The organism is Massilia sp. IC2-278 (genome assembly GCF_020708045.1).
In the GTDB taxonomy this organism is placed as follows: domain Bacteria; phylum Pseudomonadota; class Gammaproteobacteria; order Burkholderiales; family Burkholderiaceae_D; genus Telluria.
The window spans coordinates 675,678-700,647 of sequence record NZ_JAJFES010000001.1; the positions used below are offsets into that span (position 1 = coordinate 675,678).

At 66.1% G+C, this 24,970-nt stretch carries 25 protein-coding genes; 12 read left to right on the plus strand and 13 right to left on the minus strand.

All coding sequences use genetic code 11. The features are described 5' to 3' along the window. Window position 1: 1 nt before the first annotated feature. Both LK540_RS02950 and LK540_RS02955 read right to left on the minus strand, forming a co-directional pair. The gene (locus tag LK540_RS02950; protein WP_229435534.1) at window positions 2–628 is read right to left on the minus strand and encodes an EcsC family protein; all 627 of its coding nucleotides are present in this window, start codon (window positions 626–628) and stop codon (window positions 2–4) included. Window positions 629–804: 176 nt separating this feature from the next. Next, complete coding sequence (locus tag LK540_RS02955; RefSeq protein WP_229435535.1) at window positions 805–1,566, minus strand: SDR family NAD(P)-dependent oxidoreductase; 762 nt, start codon at window positions 1,564–1,566, stop codon at window positions 805–807. Window positions 1,567–1,815: 249 nt separating this feature from the next. On the opposite strand from LK540_RS02955, the gene LK540_RS02960 reads away from it, so the two are divergent. The 3 genes from LK540_RS02960 to LK540_RS02970 all read left to right on the plus strand — a co-directional run bounded on the left by LK540_RS02960 (window position 1,816) and on the right by LK540_RS02970 (window position 5,301). Next, window positions 1,816–3,948, plus strand: coding sequence for a prolyl oligopeptidase family protein (locus LK540_RS02960; RefSeq protein ID WP_229435536.1), 2,133 nt, complete (start codon window positions 1,816–1,818; stop codon window positions 3,946–3,948). A gap of 79 nt (window positions 3,949–4,027) precedes the next feature. Beyond that, window positions 4,028–4,588: a sigma-70 family RNA polymerase sigma factor gene (locus LK540_RS02965; protein ID WP_229435537.1), complete on the plus strand. Its 561-nt coding sequence runs from the start codon at window positions 4,028–4,030 to the stop codon at window positions 4,586–4,588. Beyond that, window positions 4,585–5,301, plus strand: a complete 717-nt coding sequence (locus LK540_RS02970; RefSeq protein ID WP_229435538.1) for an anti-sigma factor domain-containing protein — start codon at window positions 4,585–4,587, stop codon at window positions 5,299–5,301. Before LK540_RS02965 ends, LK540_RS02970 begins: the two co-directional genes overlap by 4 nt. A gap of 57 nt (window positions 5,302–5,358) precedes the next feature. On the opposite strand, the gene LK540_RS02975 is transcribed toward LK540_RS02970, so the two are convergent. Together LK540_RS02975 and LK540_RS02980 are read right to left on the minus strand one after the other, a co-directional pair. Next, window positions 5,359–7,008 carry a DUF4394 domain-containing protein gene (locus tag LK540_RS02975; RefSeq protein ID WP_229435539.1) on the minus strand — a complete coding sequence of 550 codons (1,650 nt, stop codon included), beginning with the start codon at window positions 7,006–7,008 and terminating at the stop codon, window positions 5,359–5,361. 136 nt (window positions 7,009–7,144) lie between these two features. Further along, entirely contained in the window at window positions 7,145–7,723 is a 579-nt protein-coding gene (locus LK540_RS02980) for a helix-turn-helix domain-containing protein (protein ID WP_229435540.1), read from the minus strand. Between the two features lie 194 nt (window positions 7,724–7,917). Between LK540_RS02980 and kbl the strand changes: the two genes are divergently transcribed. From kbl to moaD, 6 genes are all read left to right on the plus strand, one after another. Then, on the plus strand, window positions 7,918–9,132 hold the full coding sequence (gene kbl, locus LK540_RS02985) for a glycine C-acetyltransferase (protein ID WP_229435541.1): 1,215 nt from the start codon (window positions 7,918–7,920) through the stop codon (window positions 9,130–9,132). 28 nt (window positions 9,133–9,160) lie between these two features. Next, complete coding sequence (locus LK540_RS02990; protein ID WP_229435542.1) at window positions 9,161–10,117, plus strand: NAD-dependent epimerase/dehydratase family protein; 957 nt, start codon at window positions 9,161–9,163, stop codon at window positions 10,115–10,117. Between the two features lie 33 nt (window positions 10,118–10,150). Then, window positions 10,151–11,539, plus strand: coding sequence for an L-serine ammonia-lyase (locus LK540_RS02995; protein WP_229435543.1), 1,389 nt, complete (start codon window positions 10,151–10,153; stop codon window positions 11,537–11,539). A 352-nt stretch (window positions 11,540–11,891) separates the two neighbouring features. After that, window positions 11,892–13,367 (plus strand): threonine synthase, encoded by a 1,476-nt coding sequence (gene thrC / locus LK540_RS03000; protein ID WP_229435544.1) that lies wholly within the window; start codon window positions 11,892–11,894, stop codon window positions 13,365–13,367. A gap of 41 nt (window positions 13,368–13,408) precedes the next feature. Beyond that, on the plus strand, window positions 13,409–14,653 hold the full coding sequence (gene glp, locus LK540_RS03005; RefSeq protein ID WP_229435914.1) for a gephyrin-like molybdotransferase Glp: 1,245 nt from the start codon (window positions 13,409–13,411) through the stop codon (window positions 14,651–14,653). 4 nt (window positions 14,654–14,657) lie between these two features. Continuing rightward, window positions 14,658–14,915, plus strand: a complete 258-nt coding sequence (gene moaD / locus LK540_RS03010) for a molybdopterin converting factor subunit 1 (protein WP_229435545.1) — start codon at window positions 14,658–14,660, stop codon at window positions 14,913–14,915. 57 nt (window positions 14,916–14,972) lie between these two features. On the opposite strand, the gene dctP is transcribed toward moaD, so the two are convergent. The 5 genes from dctP to LK540_RS03035 form a co-directional block, all read right to left on the minus strand. After that, window positions 14,973–16,007, minus strand: a complete 1,035-nt coding sequence (dctP, locus tag LK540_RS03015; RefSeq protein WP_374041314.1) for a TRAP transporter substrate-binding protein DctP — start codon at window positions 16,005–16,007, stop codon at window positions 14,973–14,975. A gap of 262 nt (window positions 16,008–16,269) precedes the next feature. Continuing rightward, a complete protein-coding gene (locus LK540_RS03020; protein ID WP_229435547.1) occupies window positions 16,270–16,509 on the minus strand; it encodes a hypothetical protein in 240 nt (79 codons plus the stop codon). Window positions 16,510–16,519: 10 nt separating this feature from the next. Next, window positions 16,520–17,446: an alpha/beta fold hydrolase gene (locus LK540_RS03025; protein ID WP_229435548.1), complete on the minus strand. Its 927-nt coding sequence runs from the start codon at window positions 17,444–17,446 to the stop codon at window positions 16,520–16,522. Beyond that, window positions 17,443–17,646: a helix-turn-helix transcriptional regulator gene (locus tag LK540_RS03030; RefSeq protein WP_229435549.1), complete on the minus strand. Its 204-nt coding sequence runs from the start codon at window positions 17,644–17,646 to the stop codon at window positions 17,443–17,445. The genes LK540_RS03025 and LK540_RS03030 overlap by 4 nt, the downstream gene beginning before the upstream one ends. A gap of 9 nt (window positions 17,647–17,655) precedes the next feature. Continuing rightward, the gene (locus LK540_RS03035) at window positions 17,656–18,042 is read right to left on the minus strand and encodes a hypothetical protein (protein ID WP_229435550.1); all 387 of its coding nucleotides are present in this window, start codon (window positions 18,040–18,042) and stop codon (window positions 17,656–17,658) included. Window positions 18,043–18,170: 128 nt separating this feature from the next. Here LK540_RS03035 and LK540_RS03040 point away from each other — a divergent pair, with 128 nt between their 5' ends. The 3 genes from LK540_RS03040 (at window position 18,171) to LK540_RS03050 (ending at window position 21,928) form a co-directional block, all read left to right on the plus strand. Then, window positions 18,171–19,421 carry a TIGR03862 family flavoprotein gene (locus LK540_RS03040; protein ID WP_229435551.1) on the plus strand — a complete coding sequence of 417 codons (1,251 nt, stop codon included), beginning with the start codon at window positions 18,171–18,173 and terminating at the stop codon, window positions 19,419–19,421. Window positions 19,422–19,508: 87 nt separating this feature from the next. Beyond that, window positions 19,509–19,850 (plus strand): hypothetical protein, encoded by a 342-nt coding sequence (locus LK540_RS03045; protein WP_229435552.1) that lies wholly within the window; start codon window positions 19,509–19,511, stop codon window positions 19,848–19,850. An 86-nt stretch (window positions 19,851–19,936) separates the two neighbouring features. Beyond that, complete coding sequence (locus tag LK540_RS03050; RefSeq protein WP_229435553.1) at window positions 19,937–21,928, plus strand: TonB-dependent receptor; 1,992 nt, start codon at window positions 19,937–19,939, stop codon at window positions 21,926–21,928. Between the two features lie 158 nt (window positions 21,929–22,086). Here LK540_RS03050 and LK540_RS03055 read toward each other — a convergent pair whose 3' ends face one another. The 4 genes from LK540_RS03055 to LK540_RS03070 all read right to left on the minus strand — a co-directional run bounded on the left by LK540_RS03055 (window position 22,087) and on the right by LK540_RS03070 (window position 24,961). After that, a complete protein-coding gene (locus LK540_RS03055; protein ID WP_229435554.1) occupies window positions 22,087–23,073 on the minus strand; it encodes a hypothetical protein in 987 nt (328 codons plus the stop codon). Between the two features lie 108 nt (window positions 23,074–23,181). Further along, the gene (locus LK540_RS03060) at window positions 23,182–23,985 is read right to left on the minus strand and encodes a head GIN domain-containing protein (protein ID WP_229435555.1); all 804 of its coding nucleotides are present in this window, start codon (window positions 23,983–23,985) and stop codon (window positions 23,182–23,184) included. A 9-nt stretch (window positions 23,986–23,994) separates the two neighbouring features. Next, window positions 23,995–24,819, minus strand: a complete 825-nt coding sequence (locus LK540_RS03065) for a DUF1700 domain-containing protein (RefSeq protein ID WP_229435556.1) — start codon at window positions 24,817–24,819, stop codon at window positions 23,995–23,997. Next, a complete protein-coding gene (locus LK540_RS03070; RefSeq protein WP_229435557.1) occupies window positions 24,812–24,961 on the minus strand; it encodes a hypothetical protein in 150 nt (49 codons plus the stop codon). The genes LK540_RS03065 and LK540_RS03070 overlap by 8 nt, the downstream gene beginning before the upstream one ends. Window positions 24,962–24,970: the final 9 nt, after the last annotated feature.

Consider the following 24,970-nt stretch of genomic DNA (forward strand, 5'->3'; position numbering starts at 1 on the left):
TTCATTCTGAGATGAATGTATTCCTGGCGATATTGCCGATCGTATTCGTAGTCACCGAATCGAATGTCGCGCCGACAATGCCGCCAACGAGCGGAATTGCCTTGCCGATGTTAACGACGCCGGTCTGGCCGAACTTGGTTAGCAAACGGAATCCGACCGCCTGGTTAATCCGCTTGATGACTTCGACCGAGATATTCTTGACTGCTTTTTCAGTCAGCTTGGTGCCGAGCTTGATGCCGACTTCCTTGGCGATGTCTTTCGCAGCATTACCGCACAGGCAGGCATAGACGAGCGCCTTGACTTTATCGCTCTTCAAATCGTGCCCGCCCATGTGCGCAATTGCTGCGATCATTCGGACTTGCACATACATGACGCTTGAAATATTCGCCGGGATTGTTACGGGCATTAATGCGATGCCGCCCAGTCCGTTAACGAAGCCAGACGTGCCGGCTTTCGTGTTCTGCCATCGGATAAGCGAATTGGCGCGGTCGTGCAGCGAACCATCGCCTTTCATGTATTCCTCTGCCATTTCCTGTGCAGAATCCAGGCCTGGGATACCGTTGACGGCTTTGTCGTAGGTCCAGTCCAGGACCTGCATGAGTTTTGATTCAGTAAGTTCGTTTGCCATGCTGATTGCAATTACAGAAAATGTTTTTAAACAGAAACAATACCATAATGTACAATTGCAAAGAAGAAATATTTTCACGCGAAAGAAGCGCGCTTTGACAATAGCTGATCGGAAGCGTGACGAGACTCGATCAAGGAATCGCCGTCTCGTCTTTGCGCTGGCACCCGTTGAAATCCTTACTGCGGTGGCTGCCCGTTCGACGCCATCAACCCCGCATCCACCGGCAGATTCACACCCGTAATCAGGCGCGCATCCTCGCTCGCCAGGAAGGCCATCGCCGCCGCCACGCCTTCCGGGTCTTCGGGTGCGCCGAGCGGCATGCGCTCCCTGAACTTGGCGACCAGTTCCGGATCGCTCACCATGTCCTCGGTCATCCCGGTTTTCGTGAAGCTCGGATTGACCGCGTTCACGCGCACCCCGTCTTTTCCCGCATCCATCGCCATCGCGCGCACCATGTTGCTGACCGCGCCTTTCGAGGTGTTGTAGGCGAACATGTTCCAGTCGCCGCCCAGGCCCGACACCGACGAGGTCATGACGATGGACCCCTTCGTTTTCACGAGTTCCGGCATCGCCGCCTTGGCCATGTGGAAGTAGCCGGCGACGTTCACGGCCATGACGCGCTCGAAGTCTTCTTCGCTGGTCTGCGTGATGTCGCCTTCGACCGCCATGCCGGCGTTGTTGACCAGGATATGCAGCCCGCCGAAGCGCTCCACGGCTGCCTTGACGGCGGCAACTGCGGTTTGCCTGTCGGCCGTATCGCCGACCTGCACCAGGACACGGTCCTGCGGCAGCCTGGCAGCGGCCTCTTTGAGTTCGGCTTCGTCGATGTCGAGCATCACGACACGGGCGCCTTCATCCAGGAAGCGGCGGGCGGCGGCCAGCCCGATGCCGGAAGCGGCACCCGTGACCAGCACGGTTTTGTCATTAAAACGATTCATGTTCGCTCCTTCGAAATTGGCAAATTCGCTACATTGCGAGTGAAACGAACATAGCACAGCGGTGGAAAGCGGGCTTTTCGGTTGCTGGTCCTGCGTGACCGAGAAAACGGACACTCACCCCGTCTTGACGGGCTTTCTTCGGTCGTGCAACGGATCGGCGGCCCTGCCGTAAAGTCGCGCACTGCCGGGTTCTAGGCTATGATGCCCGGCGGCACATCCGCCTTTCCCGAACCACGTTCCGAGAAGAATATGCACATGAGACAAGCAACGCTCGCCCTGGCCCTGATGATGGCTTTCGGCGCCCATGCCGCCCCTGCGTCCTGCCCAGCCGGCCAGGCGCCTACCTACCCGGTCACGAAGAAAGTCGCCCAGAGCGACAACTACCACGGCACCACGATTGCCGACCCTTACCGCTGGCTGGAAGACGCCAACAGCGCCGAGACCAAGGAATGGGTCGACGCCCAGGTTGCGGTGACCCAGGCCTATCTTGCCCAGATCCCGCAGCGCAAGGCGATCCAGGAGCGCCTGACCAAGTTGTGGAACTACGAGCGCTACTCGGTGCCGTCGAAAGAGGGCGGCCGCTACTTCTACAGCCGCAACGACGGCCTGCAGAACCAGTCGGTGCTGTACACGATGAAGAACCTGTCGGACGAGCCACGCATGCTGCTCGACCCGAACACCCTGGCAGCGGACGGCACGGTCGCCCTGGCCGGCGTCGAAGTCAGCCCGGACGGTAAGCTCATGGCCTACGGCACCGCTGCCTCGGGTTCCGACTGGAACGAGTGGAAGGTGCGCGACATCGACAGCGGCAAGGACCTGGAAGACCACCTGAAGTGGGTCAAGTTCTCGCAAACTGCCTGGACGAAAGACGGCAAGGGCTTCTTCTACAGCCGCTACGACGAGCCGACCGAAGCGACGAAGCTGGCTGCCGTCAACTACCACCAGAAACTGTATTTCCACAAGATCGGCACCCCGCAAAGCGCCGACACCCTGGTCTACGACCGTCCGGACGAAAAGGAATGGGGCTTCCGCGCCAAGACCACCGACGACGGCAAGTACCTGCTGATCACGGCCACCAAGGGCACCGCTCACAAGTACCGGGTCTTCATCAAGGACCTGTCGAAGGCCGACTCGAAGGTCGTGCCGCTGGTCGACAACTTCGATGCCGCCTACGACTTCATCGACAACGTCGGCGACGTGTTCTACTTCAGCACCGACCGCAAGGCGCCGCGCCAGCGCATCGTCGCCATCGACGTGCGTAAGCCTGCCGAGGCCAACTGGAAGGAGATCGTCGCGGAATCCGGCGACACCCTGAATGCCGCCCACGTCGTCGGCGACCGCCTGATCGTCGAATACCTGAAGGATGCGCGCAGCGTCGTGCGCGTGAGCGATTTGAGCGGCAAGTTCATCCGCGAAATCGCGCTGCCGGGTATCGGTTCGGTGTCGGGCTTCACGGGCAAGCGCGGCGACAAGGAAACCTTCTTCTCGTTCACCGGCTTCACCACGCCGACCACCATCTACCGCATGGATGTAGCCAGCGGCAAGACCGAGGTGTTCCGCCAGCCGAAGGTCGACTTCGACCCGAACGCCTATGAAACGCGCCAGCAGTTCTTCACCAGCCGCGACGGTACCAAGGTGCCGATGTTCATCGTCTCGAAGAAGGGCCTGAAACTCGACGGCAGCAACCCGACGTATTTGTACGGCTACGGCGGCTTCAATATCTCGATGCTGCCTGCCTTCTCGCCGGCCAACCTGGCGTGGATGGAAATGGGCGGCGTCTACGTGGTCGCCAACCTGCGCGGCGGCGGAGAATACGGCGAATCCTGGCACCAGGCTGGCACCAAGCTGCAGAAGCAGAACGTGTTCGACGACTTCATCGGCGCGGCGCAGTGGCTGGTTGATAACAAGGTGACCCAGCCGTCGAAACTGGCGATCGGCGGCGGCAGCAACGGCGGCCTGCTGGTCGGTGCGGCCATGACCCAACGTCCGGATTTGTTCGGCGCGGCGATCCCGATGGTGGGCGTGCTGGACATGCTGCGCTTCCACAAATTCACCATCGGCTGGGCCTGGACCTCGGACTACGGCTCGTCGGAGAATCCGGACGAGTTCAAGGCCTTGGTGAAGTATTCGCCGCTGCATAACCTGAAACCCGGCACGCAGTATCCGGCGACGATGATCACCACCGCCGACCACGACGACCGCGTGGTGCCGGCGCACAGCTTCAAGTTTGCCGCCGCCGCCCAGGCTGCGCAGGCAGGCTGCAATCCGATGATCATCCGCATCGATACCAAGGCTGGCCACGGCGCGGGTAAACCGACCGCCAAGCAGATCGAGGAAGTGGCGGACCGTTGGGGCTTCCTGACGAAGGCGCTGAAGATGTAAGCGCGTAAGCCCGGCTGCTCTCGGCAGCCGGGCCTTTTTGATTCTGGAGCCGGCGGCATAAAAGGAAGGACAGGCCCGTTTGAAGACTGCATCGGATGATTTCGACTATGACGCCGCCCTGGCCGCCTGTGCACGCGGCGACGAGCGCGCCCTGCGCGGCATCTATGACCGCGAAGGGCGGCGGCTGCTGGGCGTGGCGCTACGCATCGTGCGCCGGCGTGCGCTGGCTGAGGACGTGCTGCACGACGCCTTCCTCAGCATCTGGACCCGTGCCCGCAGCTTCGACCCGGCGCGCGGCGCCGGCCGCGGCTGGATCTACAGCATCGTGCGCCACCAGGCGCTCGACGTCGTGCGTGTCGGGGGGCGCGAAGTGCAGGCTGGCGAGGAAGAACTAGCGGCGCTCGACGCCGCTGCGGTGCAGGACGACGGCACGGCCGATGCCGTCGAGCGGCGCCAGGATCTGGGCCGCCTGCACGACTGCCTGGTCGGGCTCGATGAAGCGAAGCGTAACAGCATCCTGTACGCTTACGTCGATGGCTGCTCGCATGCGGAAATCGCGGCGCGCATGCAGTCGCCGCTGGGTACCATCAAGGCGTGGATCAAGCGCGGCCTTAGCGCGCTGAAGGAGTGCATGGGATGAGCGAGCCATTCGACGACGATATCGAATCCCTGGCGGGCGAATACGTGCTTGGCACCCTGCCTGCGGGCGAGCGGCGCCGGGTGGAGCTTGCGCTGCGGGGAAGTGAACATGAGGAGCCGGCCCTGCGTGCGGCCGTGGCGAACTGGGAGGCGCGCCTGCTGCCGTTGACGGCGCTGGCCGAACCGGCCGAACCGTCGCCGCAGCTGTGGGCGCGGGTCGAGGCTTCGCTGGCCGGCATGCGCCTGCATCAGCCAGCGCCGGCCGTCACCGGCTGGTGGCAACGCCTCGGTCTGTGGCGCAGCCTGGCCGCAACCGGCTTTGCCGCCGCTGCCGCGCTGGCCGTGGTAGTGGGCCTGCAGCCGCCGGGCGAACCGGCGCCGCGCTACACCGTGGTGCTGGCCGCACCGGGCAACATGGCGCCCGGCTGGGTGCTGCAAATGAACGCCGAGGGCAGCCTGACGCTGGTTCCGCTCGGGACCACCGTTGTACCGCCGAACCGGTCTTTGCAATTGTGGACCAAGGCCGATGGCTGGAAGGGCCCGGTGTCGCTGGGCCTGGTCGAGCCGGGCAAGCGGGTCGAGGTGCAGCTGGCGAACCTGCCGCCGCCGGTGCCGAACCAGCTGTTCGAAATCACGCTCGAGCCGGAAGCCGGCTCGCCGATCGGGCGCCCGACCGGGCCGATCCTGTACATCGGACGCGCGGTCCGTCTGTAACGCGCGGTGTGTAGTGCGAAGGCCGGGCCGATAAAGGTCCGGCCTTTTTTCATGCGCTTACGGTTTCATCCAGATCGCGATGTCGCGCAGGCCCACCTGGCCGCTGCCGATGCGCGACGCCGCCGGATTGGCGCTGCCGTTCGCCAGCGTCGCCGCGCCGGTCGCCAGGTCGATGCGGTACAGCGACGAGGGACCATTGACCGCCGTGCGCAGCGCCGCCAGCACCAGGCCGTTGGCGCCCCCCGCGATGTCCATGCCGTTGTCGCCCATCGCGGCCACGCCCAGTGCGCCGACATTCGCCAGCACGCCATCGTTCGGCGGATTCTGCATGGCGAGGCTGGCGCTGGCGCCATCGATGTCGTACAGCGTCGTCGCGGTCGCACCGGCATAGCTGTTGGTGTAGGCGCCGGCCGTCACCATCGGCACGGACCCGGCTCGGTTGATCGCGCCGTCCGTCGTGGTGGCGCCGCTGTCGACGTTGATGCGCAGGTTCTGGCCGCCGTCGCCGATCACGCGCAAGCGGTCGGCCACCGGGTTGAAATCGACGGCGAACGCCGCGCCCACCAGCCCGGCATAGGGCAGGGTCGTGTCGGCGGTGTCGGCTGCCAGCGTGGCTTTCGCGGTCGCCACGCCGGTGGCCGGGTCGATGGTGACGATACGCGCCGCCGAGGTGATGCCGTACAGGAGGCCGTCCTTCGGACGCACGTCGATGCCGAGCAGGGTTTCGCCGCCATTCAGGCCACCGATCGCCACCGAGGCGTCGATCGTGTTCGGCGTGCCCGGCTTGAAGCTGTGCAGGCGGCCGTCGTCGCCCAGGCCGAGCACCACCGGCGCCTGCGGCGTGCGCAGCGCCAGGCCGCGGATGTCCTCTGCGATGCCGAGCGCGCCGACGACCGTGGCTGGGTTGTTGGCGGCGCTCAGGTTGATGCTGTACAGGTTGCGCACGCCGCCTACCGTCAGCAGCGCGTAGCCGGTATTCGTGCGCGCGTCGATGTCCATGCCGTTGACCATGCCGGCATCCACGCCCAGCACCACCGGCGTGCTCAGGGTGCCGTTGTTCGGCGGGTTCTGGGTGTAAAGGGTATCCGTTGCGCTGTCGAGCACGTACAGCGTGGTGCTGGCGGTACCGGCGAAGGAGTTCGTGTAGGCCGCCGCTGTCACCGCTGCATTCGCGGCGCCGCCATTGATCGTGCCGTCGGTGGTGGTCGCGCCGCTGTCGACGTTGATGCGCAAATTCAGGCCGGTATTGCTGACTACGCGCAGACGGTCGGCCTCGGGGTTGAAGTCGACGCCGAAGTCAGTGCCGGCGAGGGCGGTAAAGGGCGCGGTGGTGTCGGCCGCATCCGCCGCCAGCATGGACTTCATGGTGGCGGCGCCGCTGGCGGTATTGATCGTATAGATACGGCCGCTACTGCCGACCGCGTACAGCTGGCCGTCGGCGGGGCGGAAGTCGATGCCGAGCAGGTTTTCGCCACTCTGCAGGCCAGTGATTGCCACATTCGTGCGCACGGTGCCGGGCGCATCGCGGTTGAATGACACCAGCTTGTTGCTCGCCGTAAGGGCAAACACGTCGCCGGCGGTCATCACCGGCGGGGTTGGCGTCGGGGCGGGCGTGTCGCGGTCGTTGTGATTGCTGCTGCCGCAGGCGGCAAGGGAAAGGGCGACGGTGGAAACGAGGACCAGCTTGGGCAGACGAGGTGTTTTCATGATCGGCATCCTGAGTAGGTTGGCACCGGGGTGCGGGTATGACGGCGACTGGGCGCTGTCGATACCCTTACTACGTTGGCAACGACGATCTGGATGCAGCGATCTGAAAATATTTTTTGCTAATTCTTGGAGGAATTTAGCGGTGCACGACCACCAACAAGGCCTTGGCCTCGGTCTTGCCCACATTTCTCAGCACATGATCCTGGTCCGCCGGATAGCGCGCCGTCCCGCCCGCCTTGACCTTGCGCTTCGATGCGCCGACTTCGATCTCCAGCGTGCCATTGATCACGGTCATGTGCTCCTTCGTGCCCGGGTCATGCGCCTGCGACGCCAGTTCGCCGCCCGGCGCCAGCGTCAGCTCATACCATTCGTATTGCCCGGCCAGTTCCATCGGCCCCAGGATGCGCAGGGTGTAGCCGGCATGCGTGCCGGGCAGGGTAGGGGTCTCGTGCGCATCGAGCACGCGGATCGACTCCACGTTCGGGGTTTCCGATGCCAGCAATTCGCCGATCTGCACGCCGAGCGCATTCGCCAGACGCCAGGTGATGGCAATGGTAGGATTCGCCTTTTCACGCTCGATCTGGGACAGCATCGACTTCGACACCCCCGCGATGCGCGACAGGTCCTCCAGCGTCAGGCCGCGCGCCAGGCGCAGGCGCTGCAGGGTGGCGCCGACTTCCGGCGGGGCATTATTCGTCGTGACCAGGGTTTTCATCGTTTTCAGGCGCCAGTAAATGGAGAGCCGCCGGACCTTGCCAAGTTCAACAGGTCGGCGTAATATTCATTATATTGAATTTCAGTTCGAGATAGCGAAAAAGCAGCGCGGCACCGAACTGGTACAACAAGCGGTCAACGGTACAGCATAGTCCAACGGCCGGTCAAGCCGGCAACCACAGACAGGGAAATCACATGAGCGAACAAGCGAAGAACGCCTTTTATACTGGCCTGCAGAACAATCTGTCGACCCTGCGCGACCAGGGCCTGTTCAAGCCCGAGCGCGTGCTGGCCTCGCGCCAGGGCGCCGAGGTGCAGTCGGAAGACGGCCGCACCCTGATCAACATGTGCGCGAATAACTACCTGGGCCTATCGGGCGATGCCGAAACCCAGAAAGCGGCCGAAGCCGCGCTGGCCAAGTACGGCTACGGCCTGTCGTCGGTGCGCTTCATCTGCGGCACCCAGACCGTGCACAAGGAACTGGAACAGGCGCTGTCGAAGTTCCTCGGTACCGAAGACACCATCCTGTACGCCGCCGCGTTCGACGCCAACGGCGGCGTGTTCGAGCCGCTGTTCGACGAAAACGACGCCATCATCTCCGACGCCCTGAACCACGCCTCGCTGATCGACGGCATCCGCCTGTGCAAGGCCGCGCGCTACCGCTACGCCAACAACGACATGGCCGACCTGGAAGCGCAACTGCAGGCCGCCACCGCCGCCGGCAAGCGCCACAAGGTCATCGTCACCGACGGCGCCTTCTCGATGGACGGCACCATCGCCCAGCTCGACAAGATCGTCGAACTGGCAGAAAAGTATGGCGCCCTGACCCTGATCGACGAATCGCACGCCTCGGGCTTCCTCGGCGCCACCGGCCGCGGCACCCACGAGCACTGCGGCGTGATCGGCAAGATCGACATCATCACCGGCACCCTCGGCAAGGCCCTGGGCGGCGCGATGGGCGGCTTCACCTCGGGCCGCAAGGAAGTCATCGAGACCCTGCGCCAGAAGTCGCGTCCTTACCTGTTCTCGAATACCCTGGCGCCGATGATCGCCGGCGCCTCGCTCGCCGTGCTGGACCGCATCAGCAAGTCGACCGAACTGCGCGACCGCCTGATGGAAAACACCGCCTACTTCCGCAAGGAGATCGAGCGTATCGGCTTCACCATCAAGCCGGGCACGCACCCGGTGGTGCCGGTGATGCTGTTCGACGCGCCGGTGGCACAGAAATTCGCCGCGCGCATGTTCGAACTGGGCGTGCTGCTGTCGGGCTTCTTCTACCCGGTGGTGCCGATGGGCCAGGCGCGCGTGCGCGTCCAGTTGTCCGCCGCCCATACCCGCGAACAGCTCGACACCGTGCTGGCCGCCTTCGAGCAGGCCGGCAAAGAGCTCGGCATCCTCAAGAATAATTAATTCATCAGGCTTCAAGGAATATCAGCAAATGGAACGACTCCTCATCATCGGCGCCAACGGCCAGATCGGCAGCGAACTGGTCTCCGCACTCGCAGAACAACACGGCGCCGGGAATGTGCTCGCCACCGACATCGGCAGCAACAACGTCTACGGCGCGGCGCGCTACGCCCAGCTCGACGTGCTGGACAAGGACAAGCTGGCGCAGGTGATCGCCGATGAAGGCATCACCCAGGTCTACCAGCTCGCCGCGCTGCTGTCGGCCACCGGCGAAAAGGCGCCTCTGAAGGCCTGGACCCTGAACATGGACGGCCTGCTGAACATCCTGGAAGTCGCGCGCGAGCGTGGCGAGGCCGGCAAGCCGCTGAAAGTGTTCTGGCCATCGTCGATTGCCGCCTTCGGCCCGAACACCCCGGCCGAGAACACCGCGCAGTACACGGTGATGGACCCGACCACGATCTACGGCATCAGCAAGCTGGCCGGCGAGCGCCTGTGCGAGTACTACCACACCAAGTACGGCGTGGACGTGCGCTCGATCCGCTACCCCGGCATCATCAGCTTCAAGTCGCCTCCGGGCGGCGGCACCACCGACTACGCCATCGCCATCTTCCATTCGGCGCTCAAGGGCGAGACCTACGAGTGCTTCCTGGGTCCCGAGACCACGCTGCCGATGATCTACATGCCGGACGCGATCCGCGCCACCATCGAACTGATGGACGCGCCAGCCGAGCAAGTGAAGATCCGCTCCTCGTACAACGTGGCCGGCGTGTCGTTCAACCCGCGCGAACTGGCTGCCGCGATCCAGAAGGCCGTGCCGGCATTCGAGATCGCTTACAAGCCCGACAGCCGCCAGGCGATTGCCGATACCTGGCCGAAGAGCCTGGACGACAGCCGCGCCACGGCGGACTGGGGCTGGAAGGCGCGTGTCGGCATCGAAGAGATGGTGTCGAGCATGCTCGAGAACATCGACGTCGGCGCCACCGCTTAATCCATCGCATAATAAGAAAAGCCGGAGACAAAGATGGACATGAGCGTTTTCGATCTGTTCAAGATCGGTATCGGGCCATCGAGCTCGCACACGGTGGGCCCGATGGTGGCGGCGCGCCGCTTCCTGCTGGAGTCGGGCGCGCTCGATGAAGCGGTCGGCGTCGAAGCCCACCTGTACGGTTCGCTGGCGCTGACCGGCGTCGGCCACGCTACGGACAAGGCGGTGATCCTCGGCCTGATGGGCGAGACCCCGCAGGACATCGACCCGGACACGGTCGAGGACAAGCTGGCTGAAGCGGAGCTCGACGGCGTGCTGCGCCTCCTCGGCACGCACGAAGTGCCGTTCACGGCGCGCAGCAATCTGGTCTGGCACAAGACCTCGACCCTGCCCGAGCACCCGAACGGCATGCGCTTCGTGCTGCAGCTGAAAGACGGCAGCGTCATCGAGCGCATTTATTATTCGGTCGGCGGCGGCTTCATCACCGCGGCCGGCGAAGCGCAGACGCGCTCGAACGAAGCGCCGCAGACGCAGGTGCCGTTCCCCTTCGACACCATGAGCGAACTGCTGGCCCACGGCAAGCAGCACGGCCTGTCGATCCCGCACATGCTGCGCGCAAATGAACTGGTGCGCATGAGCGAGGCAGAGCTGGATGCGGGCCTGGACCGCATCTGGGTTACGATGCGCGACTGCATCGCCCATGGTCTCGTCACCGAAGGCCAGCTGCCGGGTGGCCTGAACGTCAAGCGCCGCGCTGCCACCTTGTGGAAGCAGGCGCACTGCAACGAGGGCAAGCGCGTCAACGAACTGCCGCACGATGCGACCCACCATGTGACGCTGTATGCGATGGCGGTGAACGAAGAAAATGCGGCGGGCGGGCGTGTGGTGACGGCGCCGACGAATGGCGCGGCCGGCATCATCCCGGCGGTACTGCGCTACTACGCCGAGGACTGCCGCCCAACCGATGCAGCGAAAGGCATCCGCGACTTCCTGCTGACCTCGAGCGCGATCGGCATGCTGTGCAAGAAGAACGCCTCGATCTCGGGCGCCGAAGTCGGCTGCCAGGGCGAAGTCGGCGTGGCCTGCGCGATGGCCGCGGCCGGCCTGGTGGCGGCGCTCGGCGGGTCGAACGAGCGTATCGAGAACGCGGCCGAAATCGGCATCGAACACCACCTCGGCATGACCTGCGACCCGATCGGCGGTCTGGTGCAGATTCCCTGCATCGAGCGTAACGGCATGGGCGCGATCAAGGCGATCACGGCGGCCTCGCTGGCGCTGAAGGGCGACGGCACCCACTTCGTCAGCCTGGACAACGTGATCGAGACCATGCGCCAGACGGGGGCGGATATGCAGGCGAAGTACAAGGAAACCTCGCTGGGCGGGTTGGCGGTGCATGTGGTGACCGTTAATCACGCGGCTTGCTGATCCAGCGGTCGCGATCCCGCACCAGACGTCCGGCCCGCAGCTGCAACCGTACGGTGGGGTGTTTGAGGCCGGGGGCCTCAAACACGAAGTGCCCACGCGGAAGCCAGCGCAGCGTTAGCTTCTTCCACATCGAAACCGACGCGTTATCGCGGCGCTTCCAGAGGCGCTGTCGAAACGCGTCGTTTTCGATTCCTGCATGCGCCAACGCGACGCATGCATCCGCGTGGGCACAGCGTGCCCACCGTACGGTCGCCGCCAACGATTCCCTACACAATCTCGACCACACATACAGGATCTGCCGGCCCGCACTATAATAAAAGAATCAACGCGAGCCCAACCGGATCATTTACGTATGCAATATGTGTCTACCCGCGCAACGAGCGCGTCCGCTTCCCGCAATCCGGAAACCTTCTCGACCATCCTGCTCGGCGGCCTGGCCCCCGATGGCGGCCTGTTCATGCCGGCCACCTACCCGCAGGTGACGAACGACGAGCTGACCGCCTGGCGCAAGCTCTCCTACGCCGAGCTGGCCTATGAAATCCTGCGCAAGTTCGCGACCGACATCCCGGACGCCGACCTGAAGGCGCTCACCGCGAAAACCTACACGCCCGAGGTCTACCGCAACGCACGCGAGGGCGAATCCGCCGCCGACATCACCCCGCTGCGCACCCTGGAAGACGAAAACGGCCGCAAGCTGATCCTGCAAGCCCTGTCCAACGGCCCGACCCTGGCCTTCAAGGACATGGCCATGCAATTGCTCGGCAATCTGTTCGAATACGCGCTGGCCAAGAACGACGACGAACTGAACATCTTCGGCGCCACCTCGGGCGACACCGGCAGCGCCGCCGAGTACGCGATGCGCGGCAAGCGCGGCGTGCGCGTGTTCATGTTGTCGCCGAACGAGAAGATGAGCGCCTTCCAGACCGCGCAGATGTTCAGCCTGCAGGACCCGAACATCTTCAACATCGCGGTCGAAGGCGTATTCGACGACTGCCAGGACATGGTCAAGGCGGTCTCGAACGATTTGTCGTTCAAGGCGCGCCACAAGATCGGCACCGTCAACTCCATCAACTGGGCGCGCGTGGTCGCGCAGGTGGTCTATTACTTCCGCGGCTACCTGGCAGCGACGACCGGCAACGAGCAAAAGGTGTCGTTCACCGTCCCCTCGGGGAACTTCGGCAACATCTGCGCCGGCCACATCGCGCGCATGATGGGGCTGCCGATTCATAAGCTGGTGGTTGCCACCAACGAGAACGACGTGCTCGACGAATTCTTCCGCACCGGCGTCTACCGTGTACGCAAGAGCGCCGAGACCTACCACACCAGCAGCCCGTCGATGGACATCTCGAAGGCCTCGAACTTCGAGCGCTTCGTCTACGACCTGGTCGGCCAGGACAGCGAACGCACCGCGGCGCTGTTCCGCAAGGTCGACACCCACGGCGGCTTCGACCTCTCCGGCGGGCCGGGCAGCGACGGCGACGAATTCGCCCGCGTCGGCGAGTACGGCTTCGCCTCGGGCAAGTCGACCCACGCCGACCGCCTCGACACCATCCGCATGGCCTTCGACGACTATGGCATCACCGTCGATACCCACACCGCCGACGGCATCAAGGTCGCGCGCGAGCACATCGAAGCCGGCGTGCCGATGATCGTGCTGGAAACCGCGCTCGCTGCCAAATTCAATGAAACCATCCTGGAAGCGATCGGGGTCGATGCTGAGCGTCCCGCCGGCTTCGAGGACCTCGAGCTGCTGCCGCAAAAATTCGTGCTGATGCGCCCGAACGTCGACGAAATGAAGACCTTCATCGCCGCGCACACCGGACTGTAACCATGACCCCAACGAACGACAAACCCGCGCCGGCGCGGGCGATGCTGACCGTGCGCGAAGCGCTCGACACGCTGCTCGCCGCCGTGCACCCCGTAGCCGACACCGAACAAATCGCCACGCTCGAGGCCAACGGCCGCGTGCTGGCCCAGGACCAGGCCTCGACCATCGATGTGCCTTCCGCCGACAACACGCAGATGGACGGCTACGCCGTGCGCGCGCTTGAGTGCATCAATGGCGGCGCCGTCCTGCGCGTGGCCCAGCGCATCCCGGCTGGCACGGTTGGCGAGCCGCTCGAACCCGGCACCGCCGCGCGCATCTTCACCGGCGCAATGATCCCGCAAGGGGCCGACGCGGTGGTGATGCAGGAGCAGTGCGAAGCCCAGGGCGAGAACGTGGTGATCCGCCACACGCCAAAGGCCGGCGAATGGATCCGCCGCACCGGCGAAGACATCGTCGCCGGCTCCACCATCCTCGCTGCCGGCACGCGCCTGCGCAGCCAGGAACTGGGACTGGCTGCCTCGGTTGGGCTTGCGACGCTGCCGGTGTGCCGCCGCGTGCGCGTGGCCGTGTTCTTCACCGGCGACGAACTGACCATGCCGGGCGAAGCGCCGAATGGCCAGCTGGCGCCGGGCGCCATCTACAACTCGAACCGCTTCACCCTGCGCGGCCTGCTGGAAAATTTCGGCTGCCAGATCACCGACTTCGGCATCGTGCCCGATTCGCTGGACGCCACCCGCGCCACGCTGCGCGCAGCGGCGCGCGAGCACGACCTGATCATCACCTCGGGCGGCGTGTCGGTGGGCGAGGAAGACCACATCAAGCCGGCCGTGGAAGCGGAAGGGCAGCTGAACATGTGGCAGATCGCCGTCAAGCCGGGCAAGCCGCTGGCGTTCGGCAACGTGCATCGTGAGAATGGCAGCAGCGTAAGCAGCCCCACCGGGGCTGCTTACTTTATCGGCCTGCCGGGCAATCCGGTGTCGAGCTTCATTACCTTCCTGTTGTTCGTGCGGCCTTTCCTGCTGCGCCTGCAGGGCGTGAGCGGCCCGGTCGAGCCGCGCGCCTACCAGATGCGCGCCGACTTCAGCCTGCCGAAGGCCGACCGCCGCAACGAATTCCTGCGCGTGCGCGTGAACGCCGGCGGCGGGCTGGAGCTGTTCACCAACCAGGGTTCGGGCGTGCTGACCTCCACCGTGTGGGGCGACGGCCTGGTCGACAACCCGCCGGGACGCGTGATCAACGAAGGCGACATCGTGCGCTTCATCCCGTTTGCCGAACTCCAGCACTGACACCATGTACATCGAACTGCGATTTTTTGCCTCCGTGCGCGAGGCTTTGGGCCTGGCGCAGGAGCGTGTGGAACTACCCGACGACGTGCGCACCGTGGGTGCGGTACGCGACTACCTGATCGCGCGCGGCGGCGCCTGGGCCGAAACCCTGGCGCACGGACGCGCGCTGCGCATGGCCTTCAACCACGTGATGTGCGCGCCGGAGACGGCGATTGTCGAAGGTGGAGAAGTGGCGTTCTTCCCGCCCGTGACGGGCGGGTAAAAAAACGCCGGCTGGCGATAGCCGCAGGGTGGACGGGGAACCCGTCCACCCTACCGATCACAACGCCGCGATCGATTTCTCGGCCAGCGCCAGCAGCTTGGCGCAGTTGTCGTTGCGCCCGCCGAACTCGCGCCAGGCCGTGGTGCGGGCAACCGCCTGCCACTGCTTGAGCGACTCCGCATCCATGTCCGCCACGCGCGCGCCGGTGCGCGAGTAGTAGCCGGCCACCGCCTGGTCGTCGGCCATGGCCATGCGCATCGCGAACTTTTCCAGGTCGGCGCCAACGGTCATGATCGCCTCCTGCTGCGACTTGCTCAGGCGCGAGAACACGGTCCGCGACATCATCAGCGGCTCGAACATGAACCAGTAGCCGCCGCCGCGCGCGGTGGTCACCGAACGCGCCACGTCGGCCAGGCGGAAGGTGATGAGCGAGGTCGACGAAGTAAACGCCGCATCCAGCGCGCCGCTCTTCATGGCGTCGTGGATCTCGTTCGAGGGCATGTTGACGATGGTGGCGCCGGCGTCGCGCAGGATCAGGTCCATCTCGTGCGAGCCGCCGCGGGTCTTCAGGCCCTGCACCTGTTCCGGGCGCAGGATCGGCTCCGCGCCGCGCGAGGCCACGCCGCCGGCCTGCCAGATCCAGCTGATCAGGACCAGGCCCTGGCTGTCGAGGATGCGCATCAGCTCCTTGCCGACCTCGGCGTTTTTCCAGGCGTAGCCCTGCTGGTAAGAGGTCACCAGGCCCGGCATCAGGCCGATGTTCGCCTCGGGCGATTCGGCGCCGGCATACGACAGCGGCACCAGCGCCAGGTCGAGGCTGCCCTTGCGCAGCGCGCCGAACTGGGCGTTCGGCTGCATCAGCGACGAATTCGGGTAGATCGAGAACTTCAGGCTGCCGCGCGTGCGTTTTTCCACCTCGGTAGCGAACATGCGGCACAGGCGGTCGCGGAAGTCGCCTTCCGTGATGCTACCGCCGGGGAATTGATGCGAGATCTTCATCGACTGCGAAGCGGCCCATGCGCTGCCGAGCCACAAAGGACTGGATGCGAGCGCACCCAGCACTGTCCTGCGAGCCAAAGATGGCCGTGACATTTCCGACATACTCATCCTCCAAGATGATTGAACGACCCGGCGAATCGTGCGCCCATCGGGGAGCTGCATCGTTCACCTGCGTCTGTATAAGAATATTCTCATGACATTCCTTGTCAAGAAGAATATTGTTGACTTAACAAATGCAGGATGAATAACGCGCCGGGGAGCACAGCAACGAGGGCAGCAACGAGGGCAACAGTATCAGGCTTGTCCAGCGGGACAACCCTGATACCGCGCATCGTTCATCGTGGAGAAAAACGCCTTATTTCTTGTCGAGCCGTTCGCACACCGCGCAGTCCAGGCCCTTGCGCATGTTGTAGTACCGGCGGCCGATGAAAAGCGCCGAGGCGACCGCCGCCCAGGCCAGGGCCGAGGGCCAGGCGCGGGCAAAGGCTTCGCCGCGCACCAGCACGTCGACCACGAGCAGCAGGGCGAACATCGAGCCGGCGGCAAACGCGTACTGGCCGATCCAGTGGGACATGGGGGGCATGGTTGCGGACATGGGTGTCTCCTTACAGGTTGTTCAGGAATTGGCGCAACGCGTCGTTCACGGCACGGGGCTGGTCGAGCATGGCGAAGTGGCGCGCGTTGTCGATGGGTTTGACGTCCAGCGTCAAGGTGCCGGTCATCAGTTCCCGATAATACGCCACCTTCTCGCTGCCGGACATCCCCGTCAGGGCCGCATCCGGGCCATAGGTGGGCGCGAGCACCAGCACCGGTACGCGAATGTTCGCCAGGCCCGGGCGCAGGTCGCGCGCCATCACCGAGGCGGCATAGTCCGCCACCGCGATGGGGTCGCTGCGCGAGGTGAGCATGGCCACGTCGTCGGCCTTGCCCATGTCGACCAGGCCGATGGTGCGCATGTACTGCCGCTGCTGCGCCGCGAACGCCGGCCCGGCCGCCGCCGCCATCTGCCGGCGCACCGCCTCGGCCATCGCCGGACGCTGCGCGGGCGGCATGTCCTCGGTGCGCGGGAAGACCGGCAGGCCGTCGATGGCGACCACGCCGCCGAGTGCGCCGGGCAGGTCCTCGGCCAGCGCGATCGACAGCGTGGCGCCCAGGCTGTGCCCGACCAGCACCGGCCTGGCGAGCTTGCGTGCGGCGATCAGTTCGGCCAGCGCGGCCTTCGCGTTGTCGAAGGGGTCGCCTTCAAGCGCAGGGCGGCCATCGAAGCCGGGCAGGGTGACCACGTAGATCGTGTAGCCACTCCCCAGTTCGCGCACCGTTTCCTGCCACACCCAGGCGCCGCTGGACAGGCCGGGGATCAAGACCAGCGGGCGCGCGCCGCTGCCGTGGCGCTCGACCAGCATGCCCTTGAGCTCGAAGCGTTCGGCGGGTGCGAGGCTGGCGGCAAAACGGTTGGCAGGCTGCGGCGCGTCCTGTGCCATGGCGGGCGCCGCGGCGCCGAGGATCAATGCGAACAACAATGCTGCTTTCATGCTGGCTCCTGGTTGGGGGTAAAAATCGCTTCGATGGGTTGCTTGAAGATCTTCGAGATCGCAAAGGCGAGCGGCAGGCTGGGGTCGTACTTGCCGTTCTCGATGGCGATCACGGTCTGGCGCGACACGTCCAGCAGCTCGGCCAGGTGGGCCTGGCTCCAGCCGTGTTCGGCGCGCAGTTCGCGGATGAGGTTTTTCATCTGCCGTGCTTACCGGTCGATCAGCTTGCGCGCGATGCAGACGACGCCCGTGGCGCCGCACAGCACGCACCAGACCGTGAACATCGACAGCTTCGGGTAGCCTGCGGTTTCCAGGAACCCATAGGTGAAGGTGAGGCCGGCGGTGATCGCCGAGGCCAGCGCCACGTTTTCCATCAGCTGCTTGCGAATGAATTCGTCGACCCGCGCCAGGTGGCGGGCGATGGCCCAGATCATGACGCCGAAGCCGATCATCGGGCTCACCAGCACCAGGGTGCGTAGCATGCCGTCATCCATCGGCCGCCCGTAGCGGATGGCCGCCATCAGCAGGACGATGTAGAGCGCGATGGCGCCGAACAGTTCGCGGTGATAGGCCCTGGTAACGCGTTTTTCGTGCATGTCGGCTCCATGTAAAGTATGCTTTACATTGTGGTTCGGGCCGAATCCGATGTCAAGCACCCTTTACATTTTATTTGCCGGTGCGATCTCGACTACAATGCGGCCTCCGACTTTCACTGTCCTCCAGCATGTCCGCATCTTCCCCCCCTGTTTCCCGCGTCGCCATCATCGGAGGCGGCCCGGCCGGCCTGATGGCCGCCGAAGTCCTGGCGTCACATGGCGTCGCGGTCGACGTCTACGATGCGATGGCGTCGAGCGGACGCAAGTTCCTGCTAGCGGGGAAGGGCGGCATGAACATCACGCACTCCGAGCCGTATGCCCCCTTCGTGGCCCGCTACGGTGCGCGCAGCGCCGAGGCCGACGCATGGCTGCGCGGCTTCACGCCGCAGGGCGTGCGCGACTGGATCCACGGCCTCGGCATCGACACCTTCGTCGGCACCTCGGGCCGCGTGTTCCCGCTCGAAATGAAAGCCGCGCCACTGCTGCGCGCCTGGCTGCACCGCCTGCGCGAAGCCGGCGTGCGCCTGCACACCCGCCACCGCTGGCAGGGCTGGCGCGACGGCCAGCTGGTCTTCGCCACGCCCGAGGGCGAAACGCTGGTCAACGCCGACGCCACCATCCTGGCCCTGGGCGGAGCCAGTTGGGCGCGCCTCGGTTCGGACGGCGCCTGGGTGCCGCTGCTGGAAGCGCGCGGCGTCGAGGTCGCGCCGCTGGTGCCCTCGAACTGCGGCTTCGACACCGACTGGAGTGCCCACTTCAGCGAGAAGCACGCCGGCGCGCCCTTGATCACGGTGGCGGTCGAATACGAGAACCGTGAGGGACAGCGCGAACGGCGCCAGGGGCAGTTCGTCGTCACCGCCAGCGGCATCGAGGGCAGCCTGGTGTACGCCCTGTCGGCGCCGCTGCGCGACCAGATCGCGGCGCGCGGACACACCACGATCTGGCTCGACCTCGCGCCCGACCACGACGCGGAGCGCGTGCGCGCCGAAGTGCTGCGTCCGCGCGGCTCGCGCTCGATGTCGAGCCACCTGCAAAGCCGGCTCGGCATCAAGGGCGTGAAGGCGGGCCTGTTGCGCGAATGCCTGGATGCGGCCGGCTACAACGATCCCGCACGCCTGGCAGGGGCGATCAAGGCGCTGCCGCTGGTCTTGAAGCGTCCACGCCCGATTGACGAGGCGATCAGCAGCGCCGGCGGGGTGCGCTTCGAATCGATCGATGCCAACGGCATGCTGCGGGCGCTGCAGGGCGTGTTCGTGGCCGGCGAGATGGTCGACTGGGAAGCGCCGACCGGCGGCTACCTGCTCACCGCCTGCTTTGCCAGCGGGCGCGCGGCCGGCGCCGGCGTGCTGCGCTGGCTGGGCGAACGCGCGGCGCCTTGAGGTAAAAACACCACGGGCAAGCGCCGGGCATGCGGTTCCGGTTAGAATGCCCGCTTGCCGTTTGAATTCGCCGTCGCCCGTTTTTCCATGTCCCGTTCCATCGTCCATGTGCTGTTGTCGCTCCTGCTGCTGCTTGCGCAGCAGGCGTCGATCCTGCACGTGGCAACGGACTGGGGCGGCGCGCGCGGCACGGCCACGGCCACAGTCGGCGAGTCCGTGGCCAAGTCCGGCAAGCTGCCGGGCGGCGCCGCGCACGACGCCTGCGCACTGTGCATGGACAGCGCCCAGCTGGCCTTTGCGCTGCCGCTGCCGGCGCTCGCTTTCACTCCGCTGCAGCTTGCCTTCGACACTCCGGACGGCGCCTGCGATGCCGGCATCCGCCTCCTCGGTTCCTGCGTCTTCCAGCCGCGCGGCCCGCCGCAAGCCTGATAACACTGCCGTTCATTTTCCGCTGCCACGGCCTACGCGCCCTGGCGGCGCCGCATGTTATCCGTTTTGCCAGAGGTTGAACCACCATGAACTACCCACGCACGCTGATCGCCAGCGCGATTCTCCTTGCCTTCAACGCGCCGGTCCTGGCGCAAACCGTCCACACCCACGACGACGCTGTACCCCAGGTGCTGGTCACCGCCTCGCCCTTCCGCAGCGCCGCAGAAGATCAGATCCTCACCCCGGCCAAGGTGCTGGCCGGCGACGAACTGCGCGACAAGACCGGCAGCTCGATCGGCGAGACCCTGTCGCAGGAACTCGGCGTCTCGGCATCGGCCTTCGGCGCCGGCGCCTCGCGCCCGGTGATCCGCGGCCTGGAAGGCTCGCGCGTCAAGATGCTGGAAAACGGCATGGCCACCAACGACGTCTCCGGCCTGTCGAACGACCACGCCGTGGCCTCCGAAGGCGCGGTGGCGCGCCAGATCGAAATCCTGCGCGGCCCGGCGGCGCTGCTGTACGGCTCGGGCGCCATCGGCGGCCTGGTCAACATCGTCAACGAACGCATCCCGACCACGCTGGAGCCGAAACCCACCGGCCAGGTGGAAGCGCGCTACGGCACGGTCGACAACAGCCGCAACGGCTCGGCCAGCGTGGATGGTTCGAGCGGCCACGTCGCCATGCACGTCGACGCCAACTGGCGCGAGACGAACGACTACAGGATCCCCGGCAACCGCGTGCTGGACGACCCGTCCACCAGCATGAAGCGCCTGCCGAACTCGGAAACCGAGGCAAAGGAAATCGGCGTCGGCGGCTCCTGGGTCGACGACTGGGGCTATGCCGGCCTGTCGGCCGCGCACCAGAGCAACCTGTACGGCATCCCGAGCCTGGAAGGCTCGCGCATCGACCAGAAGCAGGATCGCTACGACTTCGACAGCCTGGTCAAGGCGCCGCTGGCCGGCTTCGAATCCTTCCGCTTCAAGGCCGGCTACACCGACTACCGGCACGCCGAGCTGGGCGAAGATGGCCCCGAAGTCCTGTTCGCCAACCGCTCGCTGGAAACGCGCGCCGAGCTGGCGCATGCGCCAGTCGCCGGCCTGCACGGCACCTTTGGCGTGCAGACCGAGAACACCCATTTCTCGGCCCTCAGCGCCGAAGGCGGGCCGGACACGGTGCCGGTCACGCACTCGAAGACCGCCGCCGCCTTCATCGTCGAGGAGGCGAATGCCGGCCCGCTGCGCCTGAGCGCCGGCCTGCGCTACGAGAACGTCGAGCGCGACCCGGTCGGCAACCTCAAGCGCAGCTTCGACCTCGGTTCCGGTTCCTTCGGCGCTGCCTGGCCGTTCGCGCCGGGCTACAGCGTGGGCGCCACCGTGTCGTACGCCCAGCGCGCGCCGGCCATCGAAGAACTGTACTCGGGTGGCCCGCACGACGCCACCGCCACTTTCGACATCGGCAACCCGAGCCTGGACAAGGAAATCTCGCGCAACGTCGAGCTGTCGCTGGCCAAGACCAGCGGCCTGCTGCGCTGGAAGGCGAATGCCTACCGCAACAACGTGTCCGACTTCATCTACGGCCGCATCGACGACTCGTTGGTCGACGAAGAAGGCAACCCGGGCGATGAACTGCGCCTGCGCCGCTTCGAGCAGGCCGATGCGCACATTCGCGGCGCCGAGGCCGAAGTGACCTGGAACCAGACCGGCGCCGGCTGGTCGGGCCGCCTGTTCGCCGACACCTCACGCGGCAAGCTCGATGCGGGCGGCAGCCTGCCGCTGCAGCCGGCCGACCGCATCGGCGCCAGCGTCGGCTACCGCCAGGGCGACTGGCGCGGCGGGCTGTCGCTGGTGCACGCACGCGGCCAGGACCGCCTGGCGGCCTCGGAAACCACGGCCACGCCGGCCTACAACCAGCTGAACGCGAATATCTCGTACACCCAGCACCTGGCAAGCACCGACCTGACCTGGTTCCTGCTGGCGAAGAACCTGCTGGACGACGATATCCGCGTATCGACCTCGGTGCTGAAGGACATCGCGCCGCTGCCGGGCCGGAACTTCGTGTTCGGCGTGCGCGCGAAGTTCTAAACCGTAGGGTGGGTTCTCGAACCCACCCTGCAATCCTGTTCCACGAAGTTGTAGGGTGGACTCCCGAGTCCACGCTGTACTGCATGTGCATGTCGAAAAATGCGCGCTGTGGTCTGCACCGGTACGACAGCGTGGACTCGGGAGTCCACCCTACAGGATCAGCGCAGCAGCGGGCCGATATCCTCACCCAGCATCTTGCGCGCCAATGCCGGAATGTCCGGCTTGCCGCTGCTCGCCAGCACCGCGCTCACCCAGGCCTGCACGGCCGCCCGGCCATGCCGCGCTTCCAGGCCGTCGAACACGGCCAGCGCGGCGCCGTAGCGGCCTTCATCGTTGCCGTTGTCTTCCACCATATCTTCCGGCTTGAAGCTGAAGGGGCCGGGCGGAACATAGCCCGGGTCCCTGGCCCGGCGGGCGCGGTCTTCGGCCGACAGCTGGCGCTCGATGGCCTCGGGCTTGACCCGCAGGCCGCCCCAGGCGCCCAGGCGCGGCTGGGCCAGGGCTTGCGCATCGCGCCGGCGCCGGGCCCGTTCCTCTGCGGCCAGGTCGGGCCGGATCTGTTCGGTCACCTGCAAACCCGCCCATTCCGCATGGCCTTCCTGGAACCAGCGCGGCTGCCATGCACCGTTACGTCCCTGCAGCAGATGCGTCTCTTCATGCGGCATCACATTGACCAGCATGTCGATGGCGCGCGGCGACCAGGCGGCCGAGTCGAATTCGTTCAGCCAGCGCAGTTCGCCGTCGCGTTTCGGGGGAATGTAGTCGTGCTTGCGCGAGATGACCATCGGCGACCAGACCGCCTGGCTGCGCGCTTCGGGCACGGCCGCCGGCAGCAGGTCGAGCATGCCCATGAAGCAGGCGGCTTTCGAGGCGGCGGCAGCGGCCAGGTCGGGGTCGTGGTAGATGCGTACGCTGGCCCCGGTGACGCCGGAGCGGGCCTCGACATAAGGAAGGTCGCCCGGTCCGGCAGGCAGCGCGCGGACCTGGACCTGCGGCAGCGCCGCGTCCGGCCCGGCCTCTAGGCTGCATGCGGCGCGCAGGGCGTCGGGCGATGGCGCCGCTTCAGCCGCAGATGCGGCAGCCAGGCAGGCCGGGATGGTCAGGAAAACGAACGACAAGTGGGCGATGGTTCGGCGCGCGCGCAAGGAGGACTCCAATGACAGCTGCCGGTCCGGCGGACCAGCCAGCCCGCCATTGTAGCCACGCGGGCAGATGGCAAAATGCGCGCTTTGTCACGGCGCCAGGCCGCGTGCCTATTCCACGAAATGCACGGTCCCGCTGCCGCTGCGGCTGACGTTGCGCTGCGACGGCTCGCCGTGCACGTCGATGTCGCCGCTGCCGCTGACGGCGGCGCTCACCGTGTCGCGCACGGTGATGCTGGCGTCGCCCGAGCCGCTCTGGCGCAGCTGCGCCTCTTCGGTACGCAAGCGCTGGGCGTCCAGGGTGCCGGTGCCGCTGCCCTCGTACTTGAAGCGCCGGGTGGCGCCGGCCAGGCTCAGGGTGCCGGAGCCCATCAGCTCGGCCTCGATGCTGTCGCTGTTGCCGGCGTCCACGCTCAGGTCGCCGCTGCCGTGCAGGACGGCCCTGGCCTGGCGGTAGCGGCCGTTGAACTGCACGCTGCCCGAGCCGCTCAGCGACAGTTCGATGCGTTCGCCCGAGAAGCCGTTGATGCGGGTGTCGCCGCTGCCGTCGAGCGCCAGGCGCTCCAGCATCGGCAGGGTGACTTCCACTTCCAGCGGCTGGCGGTGGCGCAGCAGGATGCCCTGGGTGCCGATACGCAGCACGCCGTCGCGGCTGCTGGTGTCGATGTTCTGCAGCAGGCGCGCTTCGCCGCGCACCACCAGGCCGGGCTGGGGGCCGTAATGCACGCTCAGGTCGACCGGCGCGCTCAGTTCGATGGCGCGCACGCTGCGCTCGATGCTGCGCGTGTCGCTTGTCACGCTGCGGCCCTCGAGGCGCGTCGGCACGCCCTGGGCACGCAGCATGGTGTAGGTCAGGCCGATCAGCACGACGGCCAGGACCAGCAGGGCAAAACCGACTCGTAACAGGGCGCGCATCGGCTCTCCTCAGCTGCCGCGCAGGAGCGACATGTTCATTTGCAGGTAACGCCGGACGCCGCTGGCGGCGTAGCGCGTGACCACGATCGACACCAGGAACAGCACGATCCCGCCCAGCACCAGCGCGAAGCCGAGCACGGTCTGGGTCATGCGCGCGTCCTCGTCCAGGTCGGTGGAGATGCGCACGCTGCTGCCGGCCACGCGCTCGGCGCCGCGCACCACGCGCGAGGATTCGATCGAACGCCCCTCGGCTGCGTCGGCCGCCTCGGCTTCTGCGTCGCGCTCGGCAGCCGCATCGCCGGCGTCGTCGATCTCGATGCCGGTTTCGCTGATCGAGATGCGGGTGCGCACGCGCTCGCCCGCGCCGCCGTCGCCGAAGCTGACGTGGCGCAGCGGGCCGTCGAGCACGAGTTCGCTGGCGCCCGACAGGCCGCTGGCGGTGATCGCGATGCCGCCCACGTAGAACGCCAGCGCGGTCACGTACAGCGCGGCCAGCAGCGAGCCGAAGACGGCGGCCGGAATCACCATGAACAAATTGAAGATCAGCAGGCCGACGACCGAGACGCACAGGCGCAGCAGGTTGGCCGGGTTCTTCTGCTCGGCAAAGGCGGCCATGTGGCTGTTGGCGCGCAGGGTGAGGGCGACCTTTTTCGGGTCGTCGAGTTCGCGCGCGATGTCGGTTTCCAGGCGGCCGGCGGCGGCGCCGTCGACGAAGCGCTGCTCGTACCAGGCCAGGGTCCTGGCCTGCAGCTCGGGCGGCAGGCCGAGCATGGCGCGTTTCAGCGCGTCGAGGTATTCCAGCTTGCCCATGGCGATGGCGCCTGCCTCAGGCATGGCCGAGCAGGAGGATGGCGCGCAGCGCCGGGCCGGTGGCATTCGCCTGGCCGCCGAAGAGTTCGGGGGCGACCAGGGCGGCCGTGCTGGCGGCCACCACGGCCAGCAGGCCAAGCGTACGCACGCCGAGTTGGTAAGTCATGTTCCTGTC